The sequence below is a fragment of the Pseudomonas fluorescens genome (assembly GCF_003732425.1).
Classification (GTDB): domain Bacteria; phylum Pseudomonadota; class Gammaproteobacteria; order Pseudomonadales; family Pseudomonadaceae; genus Aquipseudomonas; species Aquipseudomonas fluorescens_BE.
Genome location: NZ_MOBX01000014.1, coordinates 323,418 through 345,349, shown reverse-complemented (window position 1 = coordinate 345,349; position 21,932 = coordinate 323,418). Strand labels below are relative to the sequence as shown.

The 21,932-nt window shown below is 59.5% G+C and carries 18 protein-coding genes; 12 read left to right on the top strand and 6 right to left on the bottom strand.

All coding sequences use genetic code 11. The features are described 5' to 3' along the window. Window positions 1-432: 432 nt before the first annotated feature. The 5 genes from BK670_RS18615 to BK670_RS18595 all read left to right on the top strand — a co-directional run bounded on the left by BK670_RS18615 (window position 433) and on the right by BK670_RS18595 (window position 5,742). Window positions 433-1,089, top strand: coding sequence for an alpha/beta hydrolase (locus tag BK670_RS18615; RefSeq protein ID WP_123451866.1), 657 nt, complete (start codon window positions 433-435; stop codon window positions 1,087-1,089). Window positions 1,090-1,186: 97 nt separating this feature from the next. After that, the gene (gene rhlB / locus BK670_RS18610; RefSeq protein WP_123451864.1) at window positions 1,187-2,665 is read left to right on the top strand and encodes an ATP-dependent RNA helicase RhlB; all 1,479 of its coding nucleotides are present in this window, start codon (window positions 1,187-1,189) and stop codon (window positions 2,663-2,665) included. Window positions 2,666-2,800: 135 nt separating this feature from the next. Beyond that, window positions 2,801-3,745 (top strand): ornithine cyclodeaminase family protein, encoded by a 945-nt coding sequence (locus BK670_RS18605; protein ID WP_123451862.1) that lies wholly within the window; start codon window positions 2,801-2,803, stop codon window positions 3,743-3,745. A gap of 149 nt (window positions 3,746-3,894) precedes the next feature. Then, a complete protein-coding gene (locus BK670_RS18600; protein ID WP_123451859.1) occupies window positions 3,895-5,022 on the top strand; it encodes an NAD(P)/FAD-dependent oxidoreductase in 1,128 nt (375 codons plus the stop codon). Window positions 5,023-5,115: 93 nt separating this feature from the next. Next, window positions 5,116-5,742, top strand: a complete 627-nt coding sequence (locus BK670_RS18595) for a helix-turn-helix transcriptional regulator (RefSeq protein ID WP_123451857.1) — start codon at window positions 5,116-5,118, stop codon at window positions 5,740-5,742. 84 nt (window positions 5,743-5,826) lie between these two features. Here the strand turns inward: BK670_RS18595 and BK670_RS18590 are convergent, their stop codons facing one another. From BK670_RS18590 to BK670_RS18565, 6 genes are all read right to left on the bottom strand, one after another. Further along, window positions 5,827-6,603: an ABC transporter substrate-binding protein gene (locus BK670_RS18590; protein ID WP_093437010.1), complete on the bottom strand. Its 777-nt coding sequence runs from the start codon at window positions 6,601-6,603 to the stop codon at window positions 5,827-5,829. A 292-nt stretch (window positions 6,604-6,895) separates the two neighbouring features. Further along, window positions 6,896-7,348, bottom strand: a complete 453-nt coding sequence (gene moaE, locus BK670_RS18585) for a molybdopterin synthase catalytic subunit MoaE (RefSeq protein ID WP_007914312.1) — start codon at window positions 7,346-7,348, stop codon at window positions 6,896-6,898. A 3-nt stretch (window positions 7,349-7,351) separates the two neighbouring features. Next, on the bottom strand, window positions 7,352-7,594 hold the full coding sequence (moaD, locus tag BK670_RS18580) for a molybdopterin converting factor subunit 1 (RefSeq protein ID WP_123451855.1): 243 nt from the start codon (window positions 7,592-7,594) through the stop codon (window positions 7,352-7,354). Next, window positions 7,591-8,064 (bottom strand): cyclic pyranopterin monophosphate synthase MoaC, encoded by a 474-nt coding sequence (gene moaC, locus BK670_RS18575; RefSeq protein ID WP_016985015.1) that lies wholly within the window; start codon window positions 8,062-8,064, stop codon window positions 7,591-7,593. Before moaC ends, moaD begins: the two co-directional genes overlap by 4 nt. A gap of 237 nt (window positions 8,065-8,301) precedes the next feature. Beyond that, window positions 8,302-9,696: a PhoH family protein gene (locus tag BK670_RS18570; RefSeq protein WP_007914309.1), complete on the bottom strand. Its 1,395-nt coding sequence runs from the start codon at window positions 9,694-9,696 to the stop codon at window positions 8,302-8,304. A gap of 336 nt (window positions 9,697-10,032) precedes the next feature. Continuing rightward, window positions 10,033-11,157 (bottom strand): polysaccharide deacetylase family protein, encoded by a 1,125-nt coding sequence (locus BK670_RS18565; protein ID WP_123451853.1) that lies wholly within the window; start codon window positions 11,155-11,157, stop codon window positions 10,033-10,035. A 318-nt stretch (window positions 11,158-11,475) separates the two neighbouring features. Between BK670_RS18565 and yaaA the strand changes: the two genes are divergently transcribed. The 7 genes from yaaA (at window position 11,476) to algG (ending at window position 21,925) form a co-directional block, all read left to right on the top strand. Next, window positions 11,476-12,255 carry a peroxide stress protein YaaA gene (yaaA, locus tag BK670_RS18560; RefSeq protein WP_034154566.1) on the top strand — a complete coding sequence of 260 codons (780 nt, stop codon included), beginning with the start codon at window positions 11,476-11,478 and terminating at the stop codon, window positions 12,253-12,255. Window positions 12,256-13,064: 809 nt separating this feature from the next. Further along, window positions 13,065-14,381: a nucleotide sugar dehydrogenase gene (locus tag BK670_RS18555; RefSeq protein WP_007914305.1), complete on the top strand. Its 1,317-nt coding sequence runs from the start codon at window positions 13,065-13,067 to the stop codon at window positions 14,379-14,381. Window positions 14,382-14,632: 251 nt separating this feature from the next. Further along, a complete protein-coding gene (gene alg8, locus BK670_RS18550) occupies window positions 14,633-16,114 on the top strand; it encodes a mannuronan synthase (protein ID WP_371857746.1) in 1,482 nt (493 codons plus the stop codon). Between the two features lie 35 nt (window positions 16,115-16,149). Further along, the gene (locus BK670_RS18545; protein WP_123451850.1) at window positions 16,150-17,319 is read left to right on the top strand and encodes an alginate biosynthesis protein Alg44; all 1,170 of its coding nucleotides are present in this window, start codon (window positions 16,150-16,152) and stop codon (window positions 17,317-17,319) included. Between the two features lie 15 nt (window positions 17,320-17,334). Further along, window positions 17,335-18,834 carry an alginate biosynthesis TPR repeat lipoprotein AlgK gene (algK, locus tag BK670_RS18540; RefSeq protein WP_404942483.1) on the top strand — a complete coding sequence of 500 codons (1,500 nt, stop codon included), beginning with the start codon at window positions 17,335-17,337 and terminating at the stop codon, window positions 18,832-18,834. Next, window positions 18,831-20,312: an alginate export family protein gene (locus BK670_RS18535; RefSeq protein WP_123451846.1), complete on the top strand. Its 1,482-nt coding sequence runs from the start codon at window positions 18,831-18,833 to the stop codon at window positions 20,310-20,312. Before algK ends, BK670_RS18535 begins: the two co-directional genes overlap by 4 nt. A gap of 26 nt (window positions 20,313-20,338) precedes the next feature. Further along, on the top strand, window positions 20,339-21,925 hold the full coding sequence (gene algG / locus BK670_RS18530; protein WP_123452833.1) for a mannuronan 5-epimerase AlgG: 1,587 nt from the start codon (window positions 20,339-20,341) through the stop codon (window positions 21,923-21,925). Window positions 21,926-21,932: the final 7 nt, after the last annotated feature.

The following is a 21,932-nucleotide window of genomic DNA, read 5'->3' as shown; positions in this document are numbered from 1 at the left end:
TTGAGTCCAGTCGCACCCTTTTGAGGCGTTGTTGACCCGTGTTGGCTTTTTTTGGGGTCAACCGACGTAAGACCTTCGCTATGAGTCTAGTAGGAGAAAATCCACATCATGGACAACTCACTTCTCACCAATCGGCCGAACGGGCTGTAGCCCTTTCACGTTCGCTAAGCCCGTAGCGGCCATTGGCGAACATCCATCACCGGATTCTTTGCAATCCCGTCGCGGGTCGTACACTGATAGTGTTACCGCCCACGCAAGATCGGTTGCACGGATCAAGCCATAGCAAAGCCCGTACCACACTGCTCGCCGAATCGATTCGGCGACAGGTCAATAGCAAAACTTGTAACCTTGCGACATCTTCTTAACGGATCAACCGGACGCGCACTCGAATCACGCACTTAATGAGAGCGTCCGCACATATTTGGAGCAAACATGACCGAGCCCTTGATTCTTCAGCCTGTTAAGCACGCAGACGCCTGCGTGATCTGGCTGCACGGCCTCGGCGCCGACCGTTACGACTTCCTGCCGGTGGCCGAGGCATTGCAGGAAAGCCTGCTGAGCACGCGCTTCGTGCTGCCGCAGGCGCCGACGCGTCCGGTGACGATAAATGGCGGATATGCCATGCCGAGCTGGTACGACATTAAAGCCATGAGTCCGGCGCGGGCGATTGACCGTGACCAGTTGGAAGCGTCGGCGGATCGCATCATTGAATTGATCGAAAACGAGCGGGCCAGCGGAATAGACGCCTCGCGGATTTTCCTCGCCGGGTTTTCCCAGGGTGGCGCGGTGGTCTTGCACACTGCATTTTTGAAATGGCAGGGGCCGTTGGGTGGCGTGTTGGCGTTGTCGACGTATGCGCCGACGTTCAGTGATGAACTGCAATTGTCCGCCAGTCAGCAGCGAATTCCGGTGATGTGCCTGCACGGGCAGTTCGACAACGTGGTGCAAAACTCCATGGGCCGCAGCGCTTATGAGTATCTGAAGCACCATGGTGTCACCGTGACATGGCAGGAATACCCAATGGAGCACGAAGTGTTACCCGAAGAAATTCGCGACATCGGCGTCTGGTTGAGCGAACGCCTGCGCTAAACATCAAGTTTAAAAACGCCCTTTGATCCCTCCTACTACGCCGCGCCCGTTTCTTGCATTACACTGGCCGGCGTACATTCCTTAATCAATTGATGAGATGACCGTGCTCAAAGCACTCAAGAAAATGTTCGGTAAAAGCGAGGCTGAGCAGCTCGCGCCAGTTCCCAGTGCGCCGTCGCACGCCCGCGGTCATCGCAACGATGCGCCACAGGCCGACCGCCCCGCTCCCATAGCGGCACCGAAGCAAGCACCGCAACCTGCAACGGCCGCGCCCATCGCTGCCGAGCCTGCCCGCAGCGAAGCGCCGAAACCGGCCAGACCGCGCCGCGAACCGAAGCCCAAGGCACCGGTCATTCCGTGGAAACTCGAAGATTTCGCCGTCGAGCCACAGGAAGGCAAAACCCGCTTCCATGATTTCAAGCTGTCTCCCGAACTGATGCACGCCATTCAGGATCTGGGCTTTCCTTATTGCACGCCGATCCAGGCGCAGGTGCTGGGCTACACCCTCGCCGGCAAAGACGCCATCGGTCGTGCGCAGACCGGCACCGGCAAGACCGCCGCGTTCCTGATCTCGATCATCACCCAGCTGCTGCAAACGCCGCCGCCGAAAGAACGCTACATGGGCGAACCCCGTGCGCTGATCATCGCGCCGACCCGTGAGCTGGTGGTGCAGATCGCCAAAGACGCCGCCGACCTGACCAAGTACACCGGCCTCAACGTCATGACGTTCGTCGGTGGCATGGACTTCGACAAGCAACTCAAGCACCTCGAAGCGCGCCACTGCGACATTCTCGTCGCCACCCCGGGCCGCTTGCTCGACTTCAACCAGCGCGGCGACGTGCACCTGGACATGGTCGAAGTGATGGTGCTGGACGAAGCCGACCGCATGCTCGACATGGGCTTCATCCCGCAAGTGCGCCAGATCATTCGCCAGACGCCACCGAAGTCCGAGCGCCAGACTCTGCTGTTCTCCGCGACCTTCACTGAAGACGTGATGAACCTCGCCAAGCAGTGGACCACCGACCCTGCGATCGTCGAAATCGAAATCACCAACGTGGCCAACGAAAACGTCGAGCAGCACATCTATGCGGTGGCCGGTGCCGATAAGTACAAACTGCTCTACAACCTGGTCAACGATAACGGCTGGGAACGCGTGATCGTGTTTGCCAACCGCAAGGACGAAGTGCGCCGCATCGAAGAACGCCTGGTGCGCGACGGCATCAACGCCGCGCAACTGTCCGGCGATGTGCCGCAGCACAAACGCATCAAGACCCTGGAAGGTTTCCGCGAAGGCAAGATTCGCGTGCTGGTCGCCACTGATGTGGCCGGTCGCGGCATCCACATCGACGGCATCAGCCATGTGATCAACTTCACCCTGCCGGAAGTCCCTGACGATTACGTGCACCGCATCGGCCGTACCGGTCGTGCCGGCGCTGACGGTGTGTCGATCAGCTTCGCCGGTGAGGACGACTCCTACCAGTTGCCGTCCATCGAAGAAAAGCTCGGTCGCAAGATCAGCTGTGAAACGCCACCGACGCATCTGTTGCGCGCGGTTGAGCGCAAGCGTCCGCAGTAAGCGACGCCTGAAAAAAAAGCGCAGCCGGCAACGGACTGCGCTTTTTTTTCGCCTGGATTTCATCAGGTGCTTGCGATAGAACACTAAAAGTCCATAATAGACAAATTAGTTTATATCTAGACTGCGGAGCCTGACATGTCCAGTACGCCCTACGTGATCGACCAAACCCAGGCCCGTGAGCTGCTGGCGCGCATTGACGTACCGCAAATCCTGCGCAAGCTGTTTCGCGACCTTGCGGCGGGTAACGCCGTACAACCGGCGCAGCAACTGGTGGAGTTCCCTCAGGGTGCCGGCGACTTCATCAATTATCTGGGCGTGTTGGCCGAGGATGGCGTGTACGGCGTGAAGACTTCGCCGTACATCGTCCGTGAGCAAGGTGCATTGGTGACGGCCTGGACATTGTTGATGTCGATGAAAACCGGCCAGCCGCTGCTGCTCTGCGATGCCGGTGAGCTGACCACCGCACGCACCGCCGCGACCACGGCCGTGGCGGTCGACGCCCTCGCGCCGGTGAATGCCAAGCGACTGGCAATCATCGGCAGCGGCAAGGTTGCGCAGGCGCATCTGCACTACGTGCAATCGCTGCGTGACTGGCAGAGCATCAGCCTGTATTCGCCGTCCCTGCTCGAAGATGCTGAAACACAGGCAGCATTGAAAGCCATCGCAGCCGATCTGAACATTGCCGAAACCCGCGAAGCCGCCATCGCTGAGGCCGACGTGATCATGCTGTGCACCTCGTCCGCCGGCCCGGTCATCGATCCCGCCGCATTGAGCAAACCAGCCCTGATCACCTCGATCAGCACCAACGCCCCACGCGCCCACGAAGTGCCGCCGTCGAGCCTCAACGACATGCAGGTGTTCTGCGACTATCGTCTGACCACGCCGGGTTCGGCGGGGGAGATGCTGATTGCGGCCGAGCAGCATGGCTGGAGCCAGGACTCGATTGTGGGTGATCTGGCGGATTTGCTCAGTGAGAAAGTGCAGCGCCCGGGTTACGACCGTCACGTGTTCTTCCGTTCAATCGGCTTGGGCCTGGAAGACATTGCCCTGGCCAATGCGGTTTACCACCTAACCCACTAACACCAAAAATCCCCTGTGGGAGCGAGCCTGCTCGCGAATACGGTCTGACATACACCGAAGATGTCGACTGATATACCGCTATCGCGAGCAGGCTCACTCCTACAGGGGATAGCGAACGCCTTGATATTGCGTCATCACTGGAGAACCTCATGAGCCAGGCAGATTTCATCATCATCGGCGGCGGGATTGCCGGCGCTTCCACCGGTTTCTGGCTGTCGCCGCACGGTAAAGTGATCGTGCTGGAACGTGAATCCCACCCGGCTTATCACTCCACCGGGCGCTCTGCCGCGCTGTTCACCGCTGCGTATGGCACACCGCAAGTACGCGCGCTGACCCAGGCCAGCCGGGCATTTTTCGACAACCCGCCGGCCGGTTTCTGTGAACACCCACTGCTCACCCCGCGTGGCGAAATGACCGTGGACTTCACCGGTGATACCGCCGAACTGAACAACCAATACCTCAGCGCCAAAGCCACCGTGCCGGAGATGCAACTGCTCAGCGCCGACGAGGCCTGTGCGCGACTGCCGATCCTGCGCCGGGAAAAAGTCCATGGCGCGATCTACGACCCGAGCGCCAGCGACATCGACACCGACGCCTTGCACCAGGGCTACCTGCGCGGGATCCGCCGGAACCACGGCGAAGTGCATACTGATTGCGAAGTGCTTGGCCTCAGTCACGATGCCGAAGGCCTCTGGAGCGTTCAGACCAACGGCCAGACGTTCAGCGCACCGGTGATCATCAACGCCGCCGGCGCCTGGGCCGACAAGATCGGCGCACTGGCCGGCGCCCAACCGCTGGGCCTGCAACCGAAACGCCGCGCCGCGTTCATTTTCGCAGGGCCGGAAGGCGTGGATATTCATCACTGGCCGATGCTGGTCAGCCTCGACGAATCCTTCTACATGAAACCCGACGCTGGCATGTTCCTCGGCTCGCCGGCCAATGCCGACCCGGTCGAGCCTCACGATGTGCAGCCCGAAGAGCTGGACATCGCCATGGGCATCTACCAGATCGAAGAGGCGACGACGCTGACCATCCGCCGGCCGACGCGCACTTGGGCCGGGCTGCGCAGTTTCGTCGCCGACGGTGATTTGCTCAGCGGTTTCGATCAACAGGTGCCGGGGCTGTTCTGGGTGGCGGCGCAGGGTGGCTACGGCATTCAGACCTCGCCGGCGATGGGCCAGGCCAGCGCGGCGTTGGTACGCGGTGAGCCATTGCCCGAGCACTTGCAGCGGTTCGGGCTGGACAGCGCCATGCTCGCCCCTGCCCGCCTCGCCTGAGCGTCCCTGCGGATGACGCGCCCAACGGATTGCGGCACACTCGCAACGCCTCCTGATCACGGGGGCGTTGACGCTGCCTGGAGCTCCACTGTCATGACTGCCCCTGAATTCGACCCGGCGCTGGATAACTTCCGCGCCGTCGCCGACGCCATCGCCACGCTGTTCTTTCCCCACGCCGAAGTGGTGCTGCACGACCTGCGCACGCAAAAGGTCGACTACATCGCCAACAACCTGTCCAAACGCGAGATCGGCGACGACTCGTCACTGGAAGACATGCTCAGCGAGGATGTCAGCGACCGCAATATCGGCCCGTACGAAAAGCTCAACTGGGATGGCCAGAAGATTCGCAGCCTGAGCACCGTGCTGCGCGACAGCGAAGGCCGGCCGCTGGCAGTGTTGTGCATCAACCTGAATATTTCGCTGTTCGAGAATGCCAAGGCCGCGCTGGACCTGTTCCTCTCGCCGAGCAAACTGATCCCGCAACCGGATTCACTGTTTCGCGATGACTGGCAGGAGCGCATCAACACCTTCCTCCACGCCTGGCTGCGCGAGCGGCAACTGAGCCTGAATCTGCTGACCCGCGATCACAAGCGCGAACTGGTGCTGGCGCTGCACGCCGAAGGCGCGTTCAAGGGCAAGAGCGCCTCGAACTATGTGGCCAATGTGCTGAACATGGGGCGGGCGACGGTGTACAAACATCTGAAGGAAATGAAGGGCTGAGGAGCAAAAGATCGCAGCCTGCGGCAGCTCCTACAGGAGCACGCATTTCCATGTAGGAGCTGCCGAAGGCTGCGATCTTTTTTATCAATCGCCGTAAATGTCGGACTTGAAGTACTTCTCGGAAATCTTCTGGTACTCGCCACTCGCGCGAATCCCATCGATGGCGCCATTCAACTGGCTGACCAGTTCAGTATTGCCCTTGCGCACCGCAATCCCTGCACCTTCGCCAACGTACTTCGGATCCTTCAACTCAGGCCCGACAAACGCATAACCCTTGCCACGCGGCATCGACAGAAAATCATTCAGCGGAATGGTGTCGGCAAAAATCGCATCGAGGCGACCGGCCGCCAGGTCCATGTAGATTTCTTCGTTGTTGCTGTAGCGCTTGACGTTGATGCCCTTCGGTTCAAACACCTCGGTGGCATAACGATCGGTCGTGGTCGCACGCTGCACGCCGACATTCTTGCCCTTGAGGCTGGCGTATTGATCGTCGACCGTGGCGCCTTCTTTCATCACCAGTCGCGACGAAGTGAAGTAGTACTTGTGGGTGAAATCCACCGATTTCTTGCGGTCTTCGTTGATGGTCATGGACGACAGGGCCATGTCGATTTTCTTCACCTTGAGCGAAGGAATCAGACCGTCGAACTCACCCTCGACCCACACGCACTTGACCTTCATCTGCGCACACAGGGCATTGCCGATGTCGTAGTCGAAACCGACGATTTCGCCCTTGTCGGTTTTCGAAGCGAATGGCGGGTAAGCGGCTTCAATGCCGATGCGCAGGGTTTGCTCGGCGGCGAACACGCTGGCAGAGGCCAACAGGCTGAGGGCAAGACCGGTGATGAGGGGGAGTTTCTTCATGTTCATTCTCTCGCGGGTTGTTGTTGGTTTGGCAAGATGAAGAAGAGCAGCTGGGAGCGGGAAGCTACGAGCGGCAAGACTGAAGCTTTTTTGTACTTATAAATCCATGTTGGACTTATATGTACATTTCGTCAATCGGGCAAAGAGAGAGGATTTTGGTGATGCAGATGACGCCTTCGCGAGCAGGCTCGCTCCCACAGGGGATCTGTAGCGAACACAATATCTGCGCTCATGAAGATCCAATGTGGGAGCGAGCCTGCTCGCGAAGGCTTACTGAAGGGCGCTACAAGACTTACTTTTTCCAGCGATCGGCAGCCGCATGATCGCTGTCACGCCCTTCAACCCAACGCGGGCCGTCACTGGTGTTTTCTTTCTTCCAGAACGGTGCGCGGGTTTTCAGGTAATCCATGACGAAGGCGCAGGCATCGAATGCAGCCTGGCGATGGGCGCTGGCGGCACCGACAAACACGATCGGCTCGCCCGGTTCCAGCGCGCCGATGCGGTGCAACACTTCCAGCTTCAGCAACGGCCAGCGCTGTTCGGCTTCGCTGGCGATCTTGCCGAGGGCTTTTTCGGTCATGCCCGGATAGTGCTCAAGGAACATCCCCGCCACATCCAGCCCGTCGTTGAAATCACGCACGTAACCGACAAAACTCACCACCGCGCCGACGCCGACATTGGCCGCGTGCATCGCGTTGACTTCAGCGCCCGGATCGAACGGCGTGGCCTGCACGCGAATCGCCATGACTCAGCCTCCGGTCACGGTAGGGAAAAACGCCACTTCGTCGCCATCGGTCACCGGCTCGTCGAGCTGGCAGAGATCTTCGTTGCGTGCGCACATCAGGTTCTGCTCGCTCAGCACCTCGGCGCCGTCACGCTGCGCGAGCAGTGCGCGCACGTCATCGACGGTGGCGAAATCACCTTCAACCTTTACCGAATCCACGCCCAGCGCTTCACGGTAACGGGCAAAAAACTTCACGGTCAGGTTCATGGCTGCTCCGCCTGGAAGTGCCCGCTCTTGCCGCCGACCTTCTCCAGCAGCCGAACGCTTTCGATGGTCATGCCGCGATCCACGGCTTTGCACATGTCGTAGATGGTCAGGGCGGCGACGCTGGCGGCGGTCAGCGCTTCCATCTCGACGCCGGTCTGCCCGGACAGTTTGCAACGGGCGACGATGCGTACAGTGTCTTCACCGTCGGCACTGAGTTCGACTTTGACGCCGGTGAGCATCAGCGGATGGCACAGGGGAATCAGATCGCTGGTTTTCTTCGCCGCTTGAATACCGGCGATGCGCGCCACGGCGAACACGTCGCCCTTGGGATGGCCGCCGCTGACGATCATCTGCAGCGTTTCGGGGAGCATGCGCACCAGCGCTTGGGCCGTCGCTTCACGGAACGTCACGGCTTTTTCGGTGACGTCGACCATGTTGGCGCGACCTTGGGAATCGAGATGAGTCAGCACGGGATTACTCCTGATCAGGAGCGTGGATTGTAAACCTGCGGGTCAGATATCCGCATCACTGATTATGAAATCACCGTTGCCCCCTGTGGGAGCGAGCCTGCTCGCGAAAGCGGATTCAGATTCACTATAGATGTCGACTGACATACCGCCTTCGCGAGCAGGCTCGCTCCCACATTTAGATTTGTGCAGGACATAAAAACCGGGCGGCTTTTGGGCCGCCCGGTTTTGGGTGAAGGGTTACAAATGCGATTCGGCGTATTCGGCCAGGATCGAGCGTGGCACCCCTTGCAGGGTGATGTGTACACCGTTGGGGAAATCCTTGAAGCGTTCGGTCAGGTACGTCAGCCCGGAGCTGGTCGCGGACAGGTAAGGGGTGTCGATCTGTGCGAGGTTGCCCAGGCACACCACTTTGGAACCGGCGCCGGCACGGGTGATGATGGTTTTCATCTGGTGCGGCGTAAGGTTCTGGCATTCGTCGATCAGGATCAGGCTCTGCTGGAAGCTGCGACCGCGAATGTAGTTGAGCGATTTGAACTGCAACGGCACTTTGCTGAGGATGTAGTCGACGCTGCCATGGGTGTTTTCGTCATCCATGTGCAAGGCTTCGAGGTTGTCGGTGATGGCGCCCAGCCAAGGCTCCATTTTTTCCGCTTCGGTGCCGGGCAGGAAACCGATTTCCTGATCCAGACCCTGCACGCTGCGAGTGGCAATGATGCGGCGATAACGCTTGCTGACCATGGTCTGCTCAATCGCAGCAGCCAGTGCCAGAATGGTTTTACCGGAGCCTGCCGCACCGGACAGGTTGACCAGATGAATGTCCGGATCCAGCAACGCGTACAGCGCCAGACTCTGATAGATGTCGCGTGGTTTGAGCCCCCAGGCCTCTTGGTGCAGCAGCGGTTCCTGATGCAGGTCGAGGATCAGCAGCTTGGCCTCGTCGATCTCCTTGATCCAGCCGACAAAGCCCTGTTCGTCAATGATGAACTCGTTGATGTGTACTGCCGGCAGGTTGTCGATCAGTTGCACTTGATGCCAGGTGCGGCCGTGATCCTGACGGGTGTCGACCTTGCTCACGCGGTCCCAGAATGAGCCGGTCATGTTGTGATAGCCGTTGGGCAGCAGGGACACGTCATCGACCAGTTGGTCGGTGCTGTAGTCCTCGGCATCGATGCCGCAGGCGCGCGCCTTGAGGCGCATGTTGATGTCTTTGGTGACCAGCACCACAGGCTTTTTCGGGTCGCGGGTGTGCAGGTCAATCAGTTGGTTGATGATTTTGTTGTCGTTCAGATGCTCGGGCAGAATCAGGTTCGATTCGGCCTGTTTGCTCATCAGAATTGACAGCAAGCCCTTTGGCCCGCCCTTGCCGCGCTGGATCGGCACACCCAGTTCAACGTCTTCCGGGGAAGCGTCGCCCAAGGTCTTGTCGATCAGCCGGATGGCCTGACGGCATTCGGCGGCAACGCTGTGATGCCCGCTCTTGAGCTTGTCCAGCTCTTCCAGCACGGTCATCGGGATCGCGACGTGGTGTTCTTCGAAATTCAGCAGGGCGTTTGGATCGTGAATCAATACGTTGGTATCGAGTACATAAAGGATTGGCTGGTTGGAGGAAGGGCTACGTCCGTGATCATCCATACTCGGTCACCTTTGTCAGAGCCATTGGACGCAATACCTGGGCGGTGCTGCGCCTCGAAGTGACTGCCGAATCTCACCTGCGGAGAGTCAAGTGACTGCAAACAAACGGGTCTTGGAAGACGCCACCTGTGTTGCAGGTTTCGGCGGTCTGTCTTCGTAATACTCCAAAACCGATGACATAAAAAAGCACTTTGACGGTTTTTTTAAGTTTATTTTGCAGAGTGACGAAAAGCCCTTGGCGGACTGCCCAGACCCCGCTAAAGTCGGAAGTCCGCCTGCATCGAATTCCTCAAGAAAATCGCCCCAAGCCCAATGTTTCCGGGCTTTTGCCGTTTCTCAACGAAACGCGTCCTGACAGTCTTCCCAACCGATGCCGCTCTGCGCGGTTTGCGTGATCAACCACGGCAACGCGGTCTTCACCGCGTCCTGTTTCATGTTGAAATTGATCACCCCGTGGCGCCACAACAGCATCAGGGTCAGCACCCGCTGCGCACTCGGCGCGCCCTTGAGTTTGCCAGCGCCGTCCTGGGCGTCGATGTCCCACAGCGCCACTTGCAGGCCCTGGTTGTTGAAGAAACCTTGCGCATCGCTACGCCGCTGGCCTTCCGGCGGACGGAACAGCGGCACGTAGTTTTCCGGCAACTTGTTCTTCACCAGATCAGCGCTGCGCCGCACCGAATCCTGCCAGTCCTGCCAGTGACTGTGGGAGCGGAACTCCCAACCTTGAACGCCCACGCACTGTCTGGAGAATCCCGCTTGCAGGCTGCTCACCGAACGATCGGCCAGCCGCGCCTGAATATCCTTGCCCAACACGAAGAACGTGCCGCTCAGATTAGATTTGCGCAGGTACTCGGTGAGCCAATCGGTGTTGTCCGGTTGCAGGTTGGCGGCGCTGTCGAAGGTCAGCAGAAACAGGCGATCGTGCATCTCGTCGCCATTACGCTCGTAGTCACCGAAACGATCGAATTCGTTGCTGGTCTGTGGCGACAGAGCGGCCTTGCGCAGCAACTCGTCGAGATACTGCAGATGGAAGATCCGGCTCGGCTCGGCCCACTTGGTGTAATAGCTGTCGTCGCTGACCACGAACTTGGCGGCTTGCTCGCGCAGCGTCGGCAAGTCTTCGACAAGGAAGCAGAACGAGGCGTCCTGATCGCAGCTTTGCTGGGCGTAGTTGTAATTGGCCAACAGGCGCTGCCAGAGGTGTTGACGCAGAATGTTGACCGCATCGATGTTGACCGTGCGCAGACCCAGACGCTGACCCAGAGCAGCCTCGTCCATCGACTCGGTGCCCAGCAGGCCACGGGCAAACATCAGGATTTCCGCCCGCGACGCCACGTCAAACAGGGTCGGGTTGCTGAGCTGCTCCGGCCAGGTGCTGCGATCCAGCGTCGCCACATCGCCCGGCGCCGCCACGGCACCGAAGCTCAACAGCCACGCGGTGAATAAAAGAACAATGCGCAAAAGGGATGTCTCCATAACAAAACCCGCGCGGCACTATAGCTGATAAGCCACCCAAACCTCCTGAAGGATGGCGCATTCTGTGGCGAGGGAGCTTGCTCCCGCTGGGTTGCGCAGCAGCCTCAAATGCAGCAATCGCAGTCGTCCAGGAAAAATGCGTTTGCCGGGTTTGCGAGTGCTGCGCACTCGAGCGGGAGCAAGCTCCCTCGCCACAGGGGTATGGGCAAGATGCTTTTGCCGTCGATCACCTATGGGCTTGATAGCTGGAGTCAACTCGGACAACCCCCTAGAATCGCCCCCACGATTAAAGGAGACGACTTCATGCTGATGGTGATTTCCCCCGCCAAGACCCTCGATTACGAAACACCGCCGGCGACCCAGCGCTTCACCCAGCCGCAATACCTCGACCATTCCCAGGAGCTGATCCAGCAATTGCGCGACCTGACCCCGGCGCAGATCAGCGAACTGATGCACGTGTCCGACAAAATCGGCGGGCTCAACGCCGCGCGGTTCGGCAGCTGGACACCCGCGTTCACGCCAGAGAACGCTAAACAGGCACTGCTCGCGTTCAAGGGTGACGTCTACACCGGTCTGGACGCGCAGTCCTTCAGCGAAGCCGATTTCGATTACGCGCAAAAACACCTGCGCATGCTCTCTGGCCTCTACGGCTTGCTGCGCCCGCTCGACCTGATGCAACCGTACCGTCTGGAAATGGGCACCAAACTGGCCAACGCCCGTGGCAAAGACCTGTACGCCTTCTGGGGCACGCGCATCAGCGAGTGGCTGAATGAGGCGCTGGCCGATCAGGGCGATGACGTGCTGCTCAACCTCGCCTCAAACGAATACTTCTCGGCGGTCAAACGCACAGCCCTGAACGCGCGGATCATCAACACCGAGTTCAAGGATCAGAAGAACGGCCAATACAAGATCATCAGCTTCTACGCGAAAAAGGCCCGAGGCCTGATGAGCCGTTTCGTGATCCAGGAAAAGATCAACGATCCGGCCCAGCTCAAACAGTTCGATGTGCAGGGTTATCGCTACAGCGCTGAGCAGTCGAAACCGGACAATCTGGTGTTTTTGCGCGACCACGCCCCCGAATAAAGCATGCCTAATGCACGACTCTTTCTATAAAGAGTCGTGCAGCTCGCACGATGTCAAAAATCCCCCGCCTGTTTTCGCCATTTTTATGGCGCCAGAATAATACCCCTACCTTTTCTAATATTAGTTTCACTCGACACTGATCACTTTTTTCAGTAGTGGCACCTGATTTTTTTCACCGTAGTGGCACAAAACTATCTAACGTGATTTTTCGCCTGTTAATAAAGGTCGAAAACGAAAGTGCTATCAAATTGAGACTAGTGCCATCTTTGACAATATTTCAAAAAATTTCAGCTTTCGCGATGAGCGGACAGGAACTTCGTCCGAATGCATAGCTCATACCACCGGTAACGATTCTCGCCGAGTTTGTACGAGATAACTTACGCGGAGCAGATAGCCATGTAACCAAGTTGTCACAGCAACTTGCCTAGATGACTAACTAGTCTCAAAACAGACGATGGACAGGAGATACGCAGCATTTATATCCCCTACAAGGCCATGACCGCGCCCTTATAAACGTGCTCACCTGAGCACCCAACCGCTTGATTTACTGGACTTTCCTCCTGACATCGAGCGCGTAAGACGATTGCACAAGAGTCTTCTCCAAAGAAGATCGGCTGCATAACAGGGCAAGTCATAACAACAAGGCCTGGTTGCGCACATCTTGAGTGCACTTATTTAGACACTCGAAACTTAGTATGCCTGCACACGGCATTGTGGCGCCTGTATGCCGCACTTTCGAGTGCACTAATGAACGCTGAACACCATTAACTCCGGCCCTCTAAGGCCTGATATATACAGAGGTAATTGCGATGCGCATCAGCATATTTGGTTTGGGTTACGTTGGCGCAGTATGTGCCGGTTGCCTGTCTGCACGGGGCCATGACGTAGTTGGCGTCGATGTTGCCAAAGACAAGATCGACATGATCAACGCCGGCAAGTCGCCGATTGTTGAACCGGGCCTGGGCGAACTTCTGCAACAGGGTATCCAGACCGGTCGTCTGCGTGGCACGACCAACTTCGCCGAGGCGATTCGCGACACCGACCTGTCGATGATTTGCGTCGGTACGCCGAGCAAAAAGAACGGCGACCTCGAACTGAACTACATCGAAGCGGTGTGCCGCGAGATCGGTTTTGTCCTGCGTGAAAAAACCACCCGCCACACCATCGTCGTGCGCAGCACCGTACTGCCGGGCACTGTGGCCAACGTGGTAATCCCGATTCTCGAAGACTGCTCGGGCAAGAAGGCCGGCGTCGACTTCGGCGTTGCGGTCAACCCTGAGTTCCTGCGCGAATCCACCGCCATCGCCGACTACGACCTGCCACCGATGACTGTCATCGGCGAGTTCGACAAGGCCTCCGGCGACGTTCTGCAATCGCTGTACGAAGAACTCGACGCACCGATCATCCGCAAGGACATCGCCGTTGCCGAGATGATCAAGTACACCTGCAACGTCTGGCACGCCACCAAAGTGACCTTCGCTAACGAGATCGGCAACATCGCCAAAGCGGTCGGCGTCGATGGCCGTGAAGTGATGGAAGTGGTCTGCCAGGACAAGACCCTGAACCTGTCCCAGTACTACATGCGCCCGGGCTTCGCCTTCGGCGGTTCGTGCCTGCCAAAAGACGTGCGCGCCCTGACCTACCGCGCCGGTTCCCTGGACGTCGAAGCGCCGCTGCTCAACTCGCTGATGCGCAGCAACGAATCGCAAGTGCAGAACGCTTTCGACATCGTTGAAAGCCACGACAAACGCAAAGTCGCCCTGCTCGGCCTGAGCTTCAAGGCCGGCACCGACGACCTGCGCGAAAGCCCGCTGGTGGAACTGGCCGAGATGCTGATCGGCAAGGGTTACGACCTGAGCATCTACGACAGCAACGTCGAGTACGCCCGTGTTCACGGCGCGAACAAGGACTACATCGAGTCGAAGATCCCGCACGTATCGTCCCTGCTCAACGCGGACTTCGATTCGGTGATCGATAACTCCGACGTGATCATCCTCGGCAACCGCGACGAGAAGTTCCGCCCGCTGGCACAGCAAGCGCCGCACGGCAAACAGGTCATCGACCTGGTGGGCTTCATGGCCAAAGCCACCGACGCCGGTACTCGCACCGAAGGTATCTGCTGGTAAAGCAGACGTTGCGCGCCGCCGCGTAACCCATAGGCGGCGCGCAACCAATGTGTGAACCCGAATGTAGGAGCTGCCGAAGGCTGCGATCTTTGCCCCAAACGCTTAAGTCCCGAGTGAACCGGCAAAGATCAACAGATCGCAGCCTTCGGCAGCTCCTACAGGGTTCGCCCGAATTGCGCGTGACATCGCAGTTCTTTGTAAGCCTGCCTTAACCCCATCGGGCTCGCCCGAGATAGAGACGGATGCAGATTATGCACAGGCTAAAGCACGGCCTACTTCAGGCCGCCGGTTGGCTGTTTTACCTCAGTTTGTTGATGGGCCTGGCCTTGATGCTGCCCACGTCCACATTCGACTCCGAGTCGAAGGACTTCATTTTCCTGATTGGCGCCGTGGGTATCTGGCGCTACTCGATGGGTGCAACGCACTTTGTGCGCGGCATGATTTTTCTCTACATCGTTTACCCGCACCTGCGCCGCAAAGTGCGCAAGCTGGGTAAGGCGGCGGACCCGTCGCATGTGTTCCTGATGGTCACCAGTTTCCGTATCGACGCGCTGACTACTGCGCAGGTCTACAGCTCGGTGATCCGCGAAGCCATCGACTGCGAACTGCCGACCACCGTGGTCTGCTCGATCGTGGAAATGTCCGATGAGCTGCTGGTCAAGGCACTGTGGGCGCGGATGAATCCGCCCGACCGCGTGAAGCTCGACTTCGTGCGCATTCCCGGCACCGGTAAACGTGATGGCCTGGCTTATGGTTTCCGCGCAATCTCCCGTCACTTGCCGGACGACCGTGCTGTGGTGGCCGTGATCGACGGTGACACCGTGCTCGGCGAAGGCACCGTACGCAAGACCGTGCCGTGGTTCCAGCTGTTCGGCAACGTCGGCGGCCTGACCACCAACGAGTTCTGCGAAGTGCGCGGCGGCTACATCATGAGCGAATGGCACAAGCTGCGTTTCGCCCAGCGCCACATCAACATGTGCTCGATGGCCCTGTCGAAACGCGTGCTGACCATGACCGGGCGCATGTCGGTGTTTCGCGCCACGGTGGTCACCAACCCGGAGTTCATCGCCGACGTTGAAAGCGACTCGCTGCAACACTGGCGTCTGGGCCGCTTCAAGTTTTTGACCGGCGACGACAAGTCGAGCTGGTTCAGCCTGATGCGCCTCGGTTACGACACCTTCTACGTGCCTGACGCGGCGATCAACACCGTTGAGCACCCGCCGGAAAAGAGCTTCATCAAGGCCAGCCGCAAACTGATGTTCCGCTGGTACGGCAACAACCTGCGACAGAACTCACGAGCGCTGGGCCTGGGTGTGAAACGTCTCGGCGCCTTCACCTCGGTGGTGCTGTTCGACCAACGCGTATCGATGTGGACCTCGCTGCTCGGCCTGACCGTGGCGATGATCGCCAGCTTCAAGTACGGCACCGCGTTCATCCTGGTTTACCTGCTGTGGATCGGCATCACCCGCTTGATCCTGACGTTGCTGTTGTCGTGTTCCGGTCACCGGATCGGCCCGGCTTACCCCGCGATCCTCTATTACAACCAGATCGTCGGCGCGCTGGTGAAGATCTACGTGTTCTTCCGCCTCGACCAGCAATCCTGGACTCGCCAACCCACTTCCCTGACCCGTGATCTCGCCAGCTTTCAACGTTGGTTCAACACCTGGTCGTCTCGGACCATGACCTTCTCCGCCGGCAGCATTTTCGTCGCCGTGCTGCTGATGATGGTCTGACCTGCCCCTATTGAATTAACAAGGAAATCGCCCCCATGAATACCGCCGTCAACGCCAACGTAGTGCATGAATCCGAAGCCCAGCGCCAACACGCCCGAGTGAAAATCCCGGCCAAACTGCGCTTCTTCGGCCCCGACCGGACGCCAATGGAAGCGCGGGTCCTCGACCTGTCCGCCGGTGGTCTGGCGTTCAACGCCGGGCAAATGCCGCTGACTATCGGTGAGGTGTACAAGGCCCGCCTGCAATTTGTCATCGACAACCTCGGCCTGGCCATGGACGTTGAACTGCAAGTGCGTTCCTTCGACCGCCAGACCGGCCGTGCCGGCTGCCAGTTCCAGAACCTCGAGCCGCAGGATATTTCCACCCTGCGCCACTTGATCACTTCGCACCTGGCCGGCGACATCGTCAGCATGGGTGAAGTGCTGGCAACCCTGCAGCGTGACAACTTCACCAAGGCGCGCAAGGTCAAGGACGGCGGCAGCGGCATGACCCCGTTCGGTCGTTTGAAGGCGGTGACGTTCAGCGCCGGTATCTTCGCGGTTGGTCTGGTCGCAGCGGGTTTCATTTTCAAATCGGTATACGGCATGTACTTCGTCAGCCACGCGCAGGCCGGTCTGGTCAGCGTGCCGGGGATGAACATCACCATGCCGCGCGACGGCACCGTGCAAAGCCTGATCAAGTCCGACGGCGTGGCGGCCAAAGGCGCGCCACTGGCGACCTTCAGCACCAGCATGCTCGACGTGCTCAAGGGCCATTTGGAAGAAGATCAATTGTCCCCGGCCAAGGTTGAAGAACTGTTCGGCAAGCAAATGACCGGTACCCTGACCTCGCCGTGCGATTGCACCGTGGCCCAGCAACTGGTGGCCGACGGTCAGTACGCGAGCAAGGGCGACGTGATCTTCCAACTGGTGCCGCGCAACACCCAGGCCACCGTCGATGCGCGCTTCTCCTATCGCCAGTTCGGCGACGTGCGTCCAGGCACCCCGGTGAGTTTCCAGATCGCCGGCGAAGACAAGACCCGCACCGGCAAGATCGTCAGCAGCACCAGCCTGAAAAGCGCCGACCTGTCCTCCGATATCCGCGTACAGATCCAGCCTGACGAGCCGCTCGACAGCAGCCTCGCCGGCCGCCCGGTGGAAGTGAACAGCGACCGTGGCCCGAACCTGAACTGGCTGATCGACAAAGCCATGGCTGCCGGTCTTTAAGTCGAGGACATGCCTGTGACTACTCATATCTTCAACACACCGCCGACCCTGTGGGAGCGAGCCTGCTCGCGATGGGAGCGCCGCGGTTTGTCTGATGTACCGAGTTGCCTGAATCGCAAGCAGGCTCACTCCTACATGGGGACGGTGTGTGCCTTGGCATTGGCAGTCAGTCTGGCCGGTTGCGCCGGCCTGCCCGATCAGCGCCTGGCCAACGAAGCGCTCAAGCGTGGCGACACTGCCACCGCCGCGCAGAACTATCAGCAACTGGCGGACCTGGGTTACAGCGAAGCGCAAGTCGGCCTCGCCGATATCCAGGTCGACAGCCGTGACCCTGAGCAAATGAAACAGGCCGAAGCGACTTACCGCGCCGCCGCCAGTGTTTCGCCGCGTGCGCAGGCCCGTCTCGGTCGCTTGCTGGTGGCCAAACCGGGTTCTACCGAAGCCGAGCACCACGAAGCCGAAAGCCTGCTGAAAAAAGCCGCCGCCAATGGCGAAGGCAATACGTTGATCCCGCTGGCGATGCTGTACCTGCAATACCCGCACAGCTTCCCCAACATCAACGCGCAGCAGCAGATCGATCAGTGGCGCAAGTCCGGTTACCCGGAAGCGGGTCTGGCGCAGGTGCTGCTGTATCGCACCCAAGGCACCTACGACCAGCATCTGGATGACGTGGAAAAAATCTGCAAAGCCGCGCTCAACACCACCGACATCTGCTACGTCGAACTGGCCACGGTCTATCAGAAACGTGCCCAGCCTGAGCAACAAGCCGAGCTGATCAAGCAAATGCAGGCCGGTTACAGCCGTGGCACCGTCACAGCACAACGCGTCGATTCCGTGGCCCGCGTGCTGGCCGATTCGACCCTCGGCAAGACCGACGAGAAAACCGCGCAGTCGCTGCTCGAGCCGATTGCTCCGGGCTATCCGGCGTCGTGGGTGACCCTCGCACAACTGCTCTACGACTACCCGGAACTGGGCGACGTCGATCAGATGATGAAGTACCTCGACAACGGCCGTGCCGCCGACCAGCCACGCGCCGAGCTGTTGCTGGGCAAGCTCTACTACGAAGGCAAACTGGTCCCGGCCGACGCCAAAGTCGCCGAAGAACATTTCCAGAAAGCCGTTGGCCGCGAAGTCGCCGCTGACTACTACCTCGGCCAGATCTATCGCCGTGGCTACCTGGGCAAGGTCTATCCGCAGAAGGCTCTCGACCACTTGTTGACCGCTGCGCGCAATGGCCAGAACAGCGCCGACTTCGCTATCGCCCAACTGTTCTCCCAAGGCAAGGGCACCAGGCCCGACCCGCTCAACGCCTATGTGTTCAGCCAATTGGCCAAGGCGCAAAACACCCCGCAAGCCGATGAGCTGGCGACCACCCTCGCCGCGCAACTGCCGCCCGAGCGTCTGGCCGAAGCGCAACGTCTGCTGCAACAAGAGCAAGCCAGCCGTGGCGCTCTGAACCCGAACACGCTGCAACTGCACGCCCTGCAAGAAGAAGACGGCGAGGAAAAATTATGAAGTTGAATCCATTCGTGAAGGCCGGCATTGGCCTTTCGTTCGCGCTGATCTGGTCTTGCCCGACACTGGCCGCGATGACTGAAACCAAGAACTTTGGCCTCGAAGTGAAAGTCACCGGCCAGTCCGAAGACGACCGTGACCTCGGCACCGCCAGTGGCGGCGACGTCAACGGCGTCGGGCTCGACCTGCGTCCGTGGATCTACGGCGAAAGCGGCGCGTGGAGCGCCTACGCCATGGGTCAGGCCGTGACCTCGACCGACATCATCGAGACCGACACCCTGCAACAATCCGACGGTGAACAAGCCACCGACAACAGTGATCGCAAAACCAAGAAGAACTACCTGGCGATGCGCGAGTTCTGGGTCGGCTACAGCGGCCTTACGCCGTACCCGGGCGAGATGCTCAAGTTCGGTCGCCAGCGCCTGCGCAATGACGACGGGCAGTGGCGCGACACCAACATCGAAGCATTGAACTGGACCTTCGACACCACCCTGTTGCGCGCCAACGCCGGTGTTGCCGAACGCTTCAGCGAATACCGCACCGACCTGAAAGAGCTGGCGCCGAAAGACAAGGACCGCCTGCACGCCTACGCCGACGCCGCTTACCAGTGGACGCCGGGCAACTGGGTCGGCATTCGCGGTCATCACACCCACGATGACGGCAAACTCGATTACGCCGAACCGGGCGTGCCGCGCGACTCACTGGATAAAACCCAGAACGGCGACATCAGCTGGCTCGGCCTGACCGCCGACAGCGATGCCTACAACTGGCGCAACACCAACACCGTCAACTACTGGGGCAGCATCACCGGCATGAGCGGCGACCGCGACTCGGTCAACGCGCTGAACGCCGATGGTTCGCGTCCGGCACAAGCCAAGCGCAGCGATGATGTGAATGGCTGGGCCACCGACATCGGTGTGCGTCTGCGCCTCGATCCGCAGTGGCAGGTCGGTGCCGCGTATGCCCGCGCCAGCGCCGATTACGAACAGAACGGTCTGGAGAGCAACCGCTCCAACTACACCGGTACGCGCTCGCGGGTGCACCGTTTCGGCGAAGCCTTCCGTGGCGAAATGAACAACATGCAGACCGCGACCCTGTTCGGTTCGTGGATGGTCAACGACGAGTACGACGCCAGCCTGATCTACCACAAGTTCTGGCGTGTCGACGGCAACAAGCCGGTGGGCAGCAACGGCATCAACGCCGTGGAAAACAACACCGACGACGCCACCGGCGCGATTCTTTCCAGCACTTCGCTGCCGCTTGAAGACGGCAACAAGGACCTGGGTCAGGAGATGGACCTGGTCGTCACCAAGTACTTCAAGCAAGGCCTGTTGCCGGCGGCGTTGAGCCAGTCGATCGACGAGCCGTCGGCCCTCGTGCGCTTCCGTGGCGGTGTGTTCAAACCGGGCGATGCCTACGGCAGCCAGGTTGATTCGTACATGCACCGCGCGTTCATCGACGTGATCTGGCGCTTCTGATGCAAACCGCCAAGGGAGTGCCCGACATGCACCATGCAAGGAAAGGCTCGCTCAGCCTGTTGGCCGGCGCCATGCTGCTGGCCTCCGCTGGCGCCTTCGCCAGCGTGGAACCGGCTGTGCCCCAACAGGGCAAGCCGGTGACCACCGCCAAAGAGCTGCAACAAGCCAAGACCTACACCGTCAGCAGCGCGCCGACCGAGGCGCTGAATCTGGCCGCGCCAAAACTGCCGGACATTTCCGGCTACACCGCCGAAGCCGCTGCCGCGAAGATCGTGCGCAGCAAACCGGGCAAGATCAGCGTGCGCCGGATGATGCAGGAAGACGCCCTGAAAGACTTCATCGGCGGCGACAACAAGATGGCCGAATGGGTGGTGCGTCAGCACGGCATCCCGCAGGCGATCTTCGTCGACGACGGCTACATGAACCTCAAGGATCTGGCGCAGAAACTGCCCAAGCAGTATTTCAGCGAGACCTCGCCGGGTGTGTACCTGTCGAAGCTGCCGATCGTGGTTGGCCGTAAAGGCATCCTCGAAATCGACGGCCAGACCCAGGAATTGCGCCTGTCGCAAGAAGCCGGTGCGTTCATGGTCAACGACGGCCAACTGTTCGTGCGCGATACCAAAATCACTGGCTGGCGCGAGAAGGACAACGGCCCGGCGACGTTCCGTTCGCCGAAGGAATTCCGTCCGTTCCTGCTCGCCTGGGGTGGCACCGAGACCTACATCGTCAACAGCAAGATGGCCAGTTTCGGCTACGCCAACAGTAAGTCGTACGGGGTGAGTATTTCCCAGTACACGCCGAACATGGCCAAGGTCCTCAAGCGTCCTGAGCCGACCGGCTGGATCGTCGGTTCCGAGTTCTCCGACATGTGGTACGGCTTCTACTGCTACGAGACCCGCGACTTCGTGGTCAAGGGCAACACCTACAAAGACAACATCGTCTACGGCATCGACCCGCACGACCGCTCACACGGCCTGATCATCGCGGAGAACACCGTGTACGGCACGAAGAAGAAGCACGGGATCATTATTTCCCGTGAGGTCAACGACAGCTTCATCTTCAACAACAAGAGCTTCGACAACCACCTCTCGGGTCTGGTGATCGACCGGAACAGCGTCAACAACATCATTGCCTACAACGAGATCTACAAGAACCACACTGACGGCATCACGCTCTACGAGTCCGCCGACAACCTGCTGTGGGGCAACAAGGTCATCAGCAACAAGCGCCACGGCATCCGCATTCGTAACAGCGTGAACATCCGCCTCTACGAAAACGTCGCCATGGCCAACGGTCTGACCGGCGTCTACGGCCACATCAAGGACCTCACCGACACCGACCGGGACATCAAGCTCGACCCGTTCGATGCCCAGGTGTCGCTGATCGTCGTTGGCGGTGAACTGGCGGCCAACGGCAGCGGCCCGCTGTCGATCGATTCACCATTGAGTGTCGAGTTGTATCGCGTGTCGATGCTGGCGCCGACCAAATCCAGCGGCATCAGCTTCAACGGCATCCTCGGCGAGCGCCAGGATGAAATTCTCGACCTGCTGGTGCGCCAGCAGAAAGCCGTGCTGATCGACCCTGTCGAACGCCAGACCGAAATGCAGGACTGAGGATAAT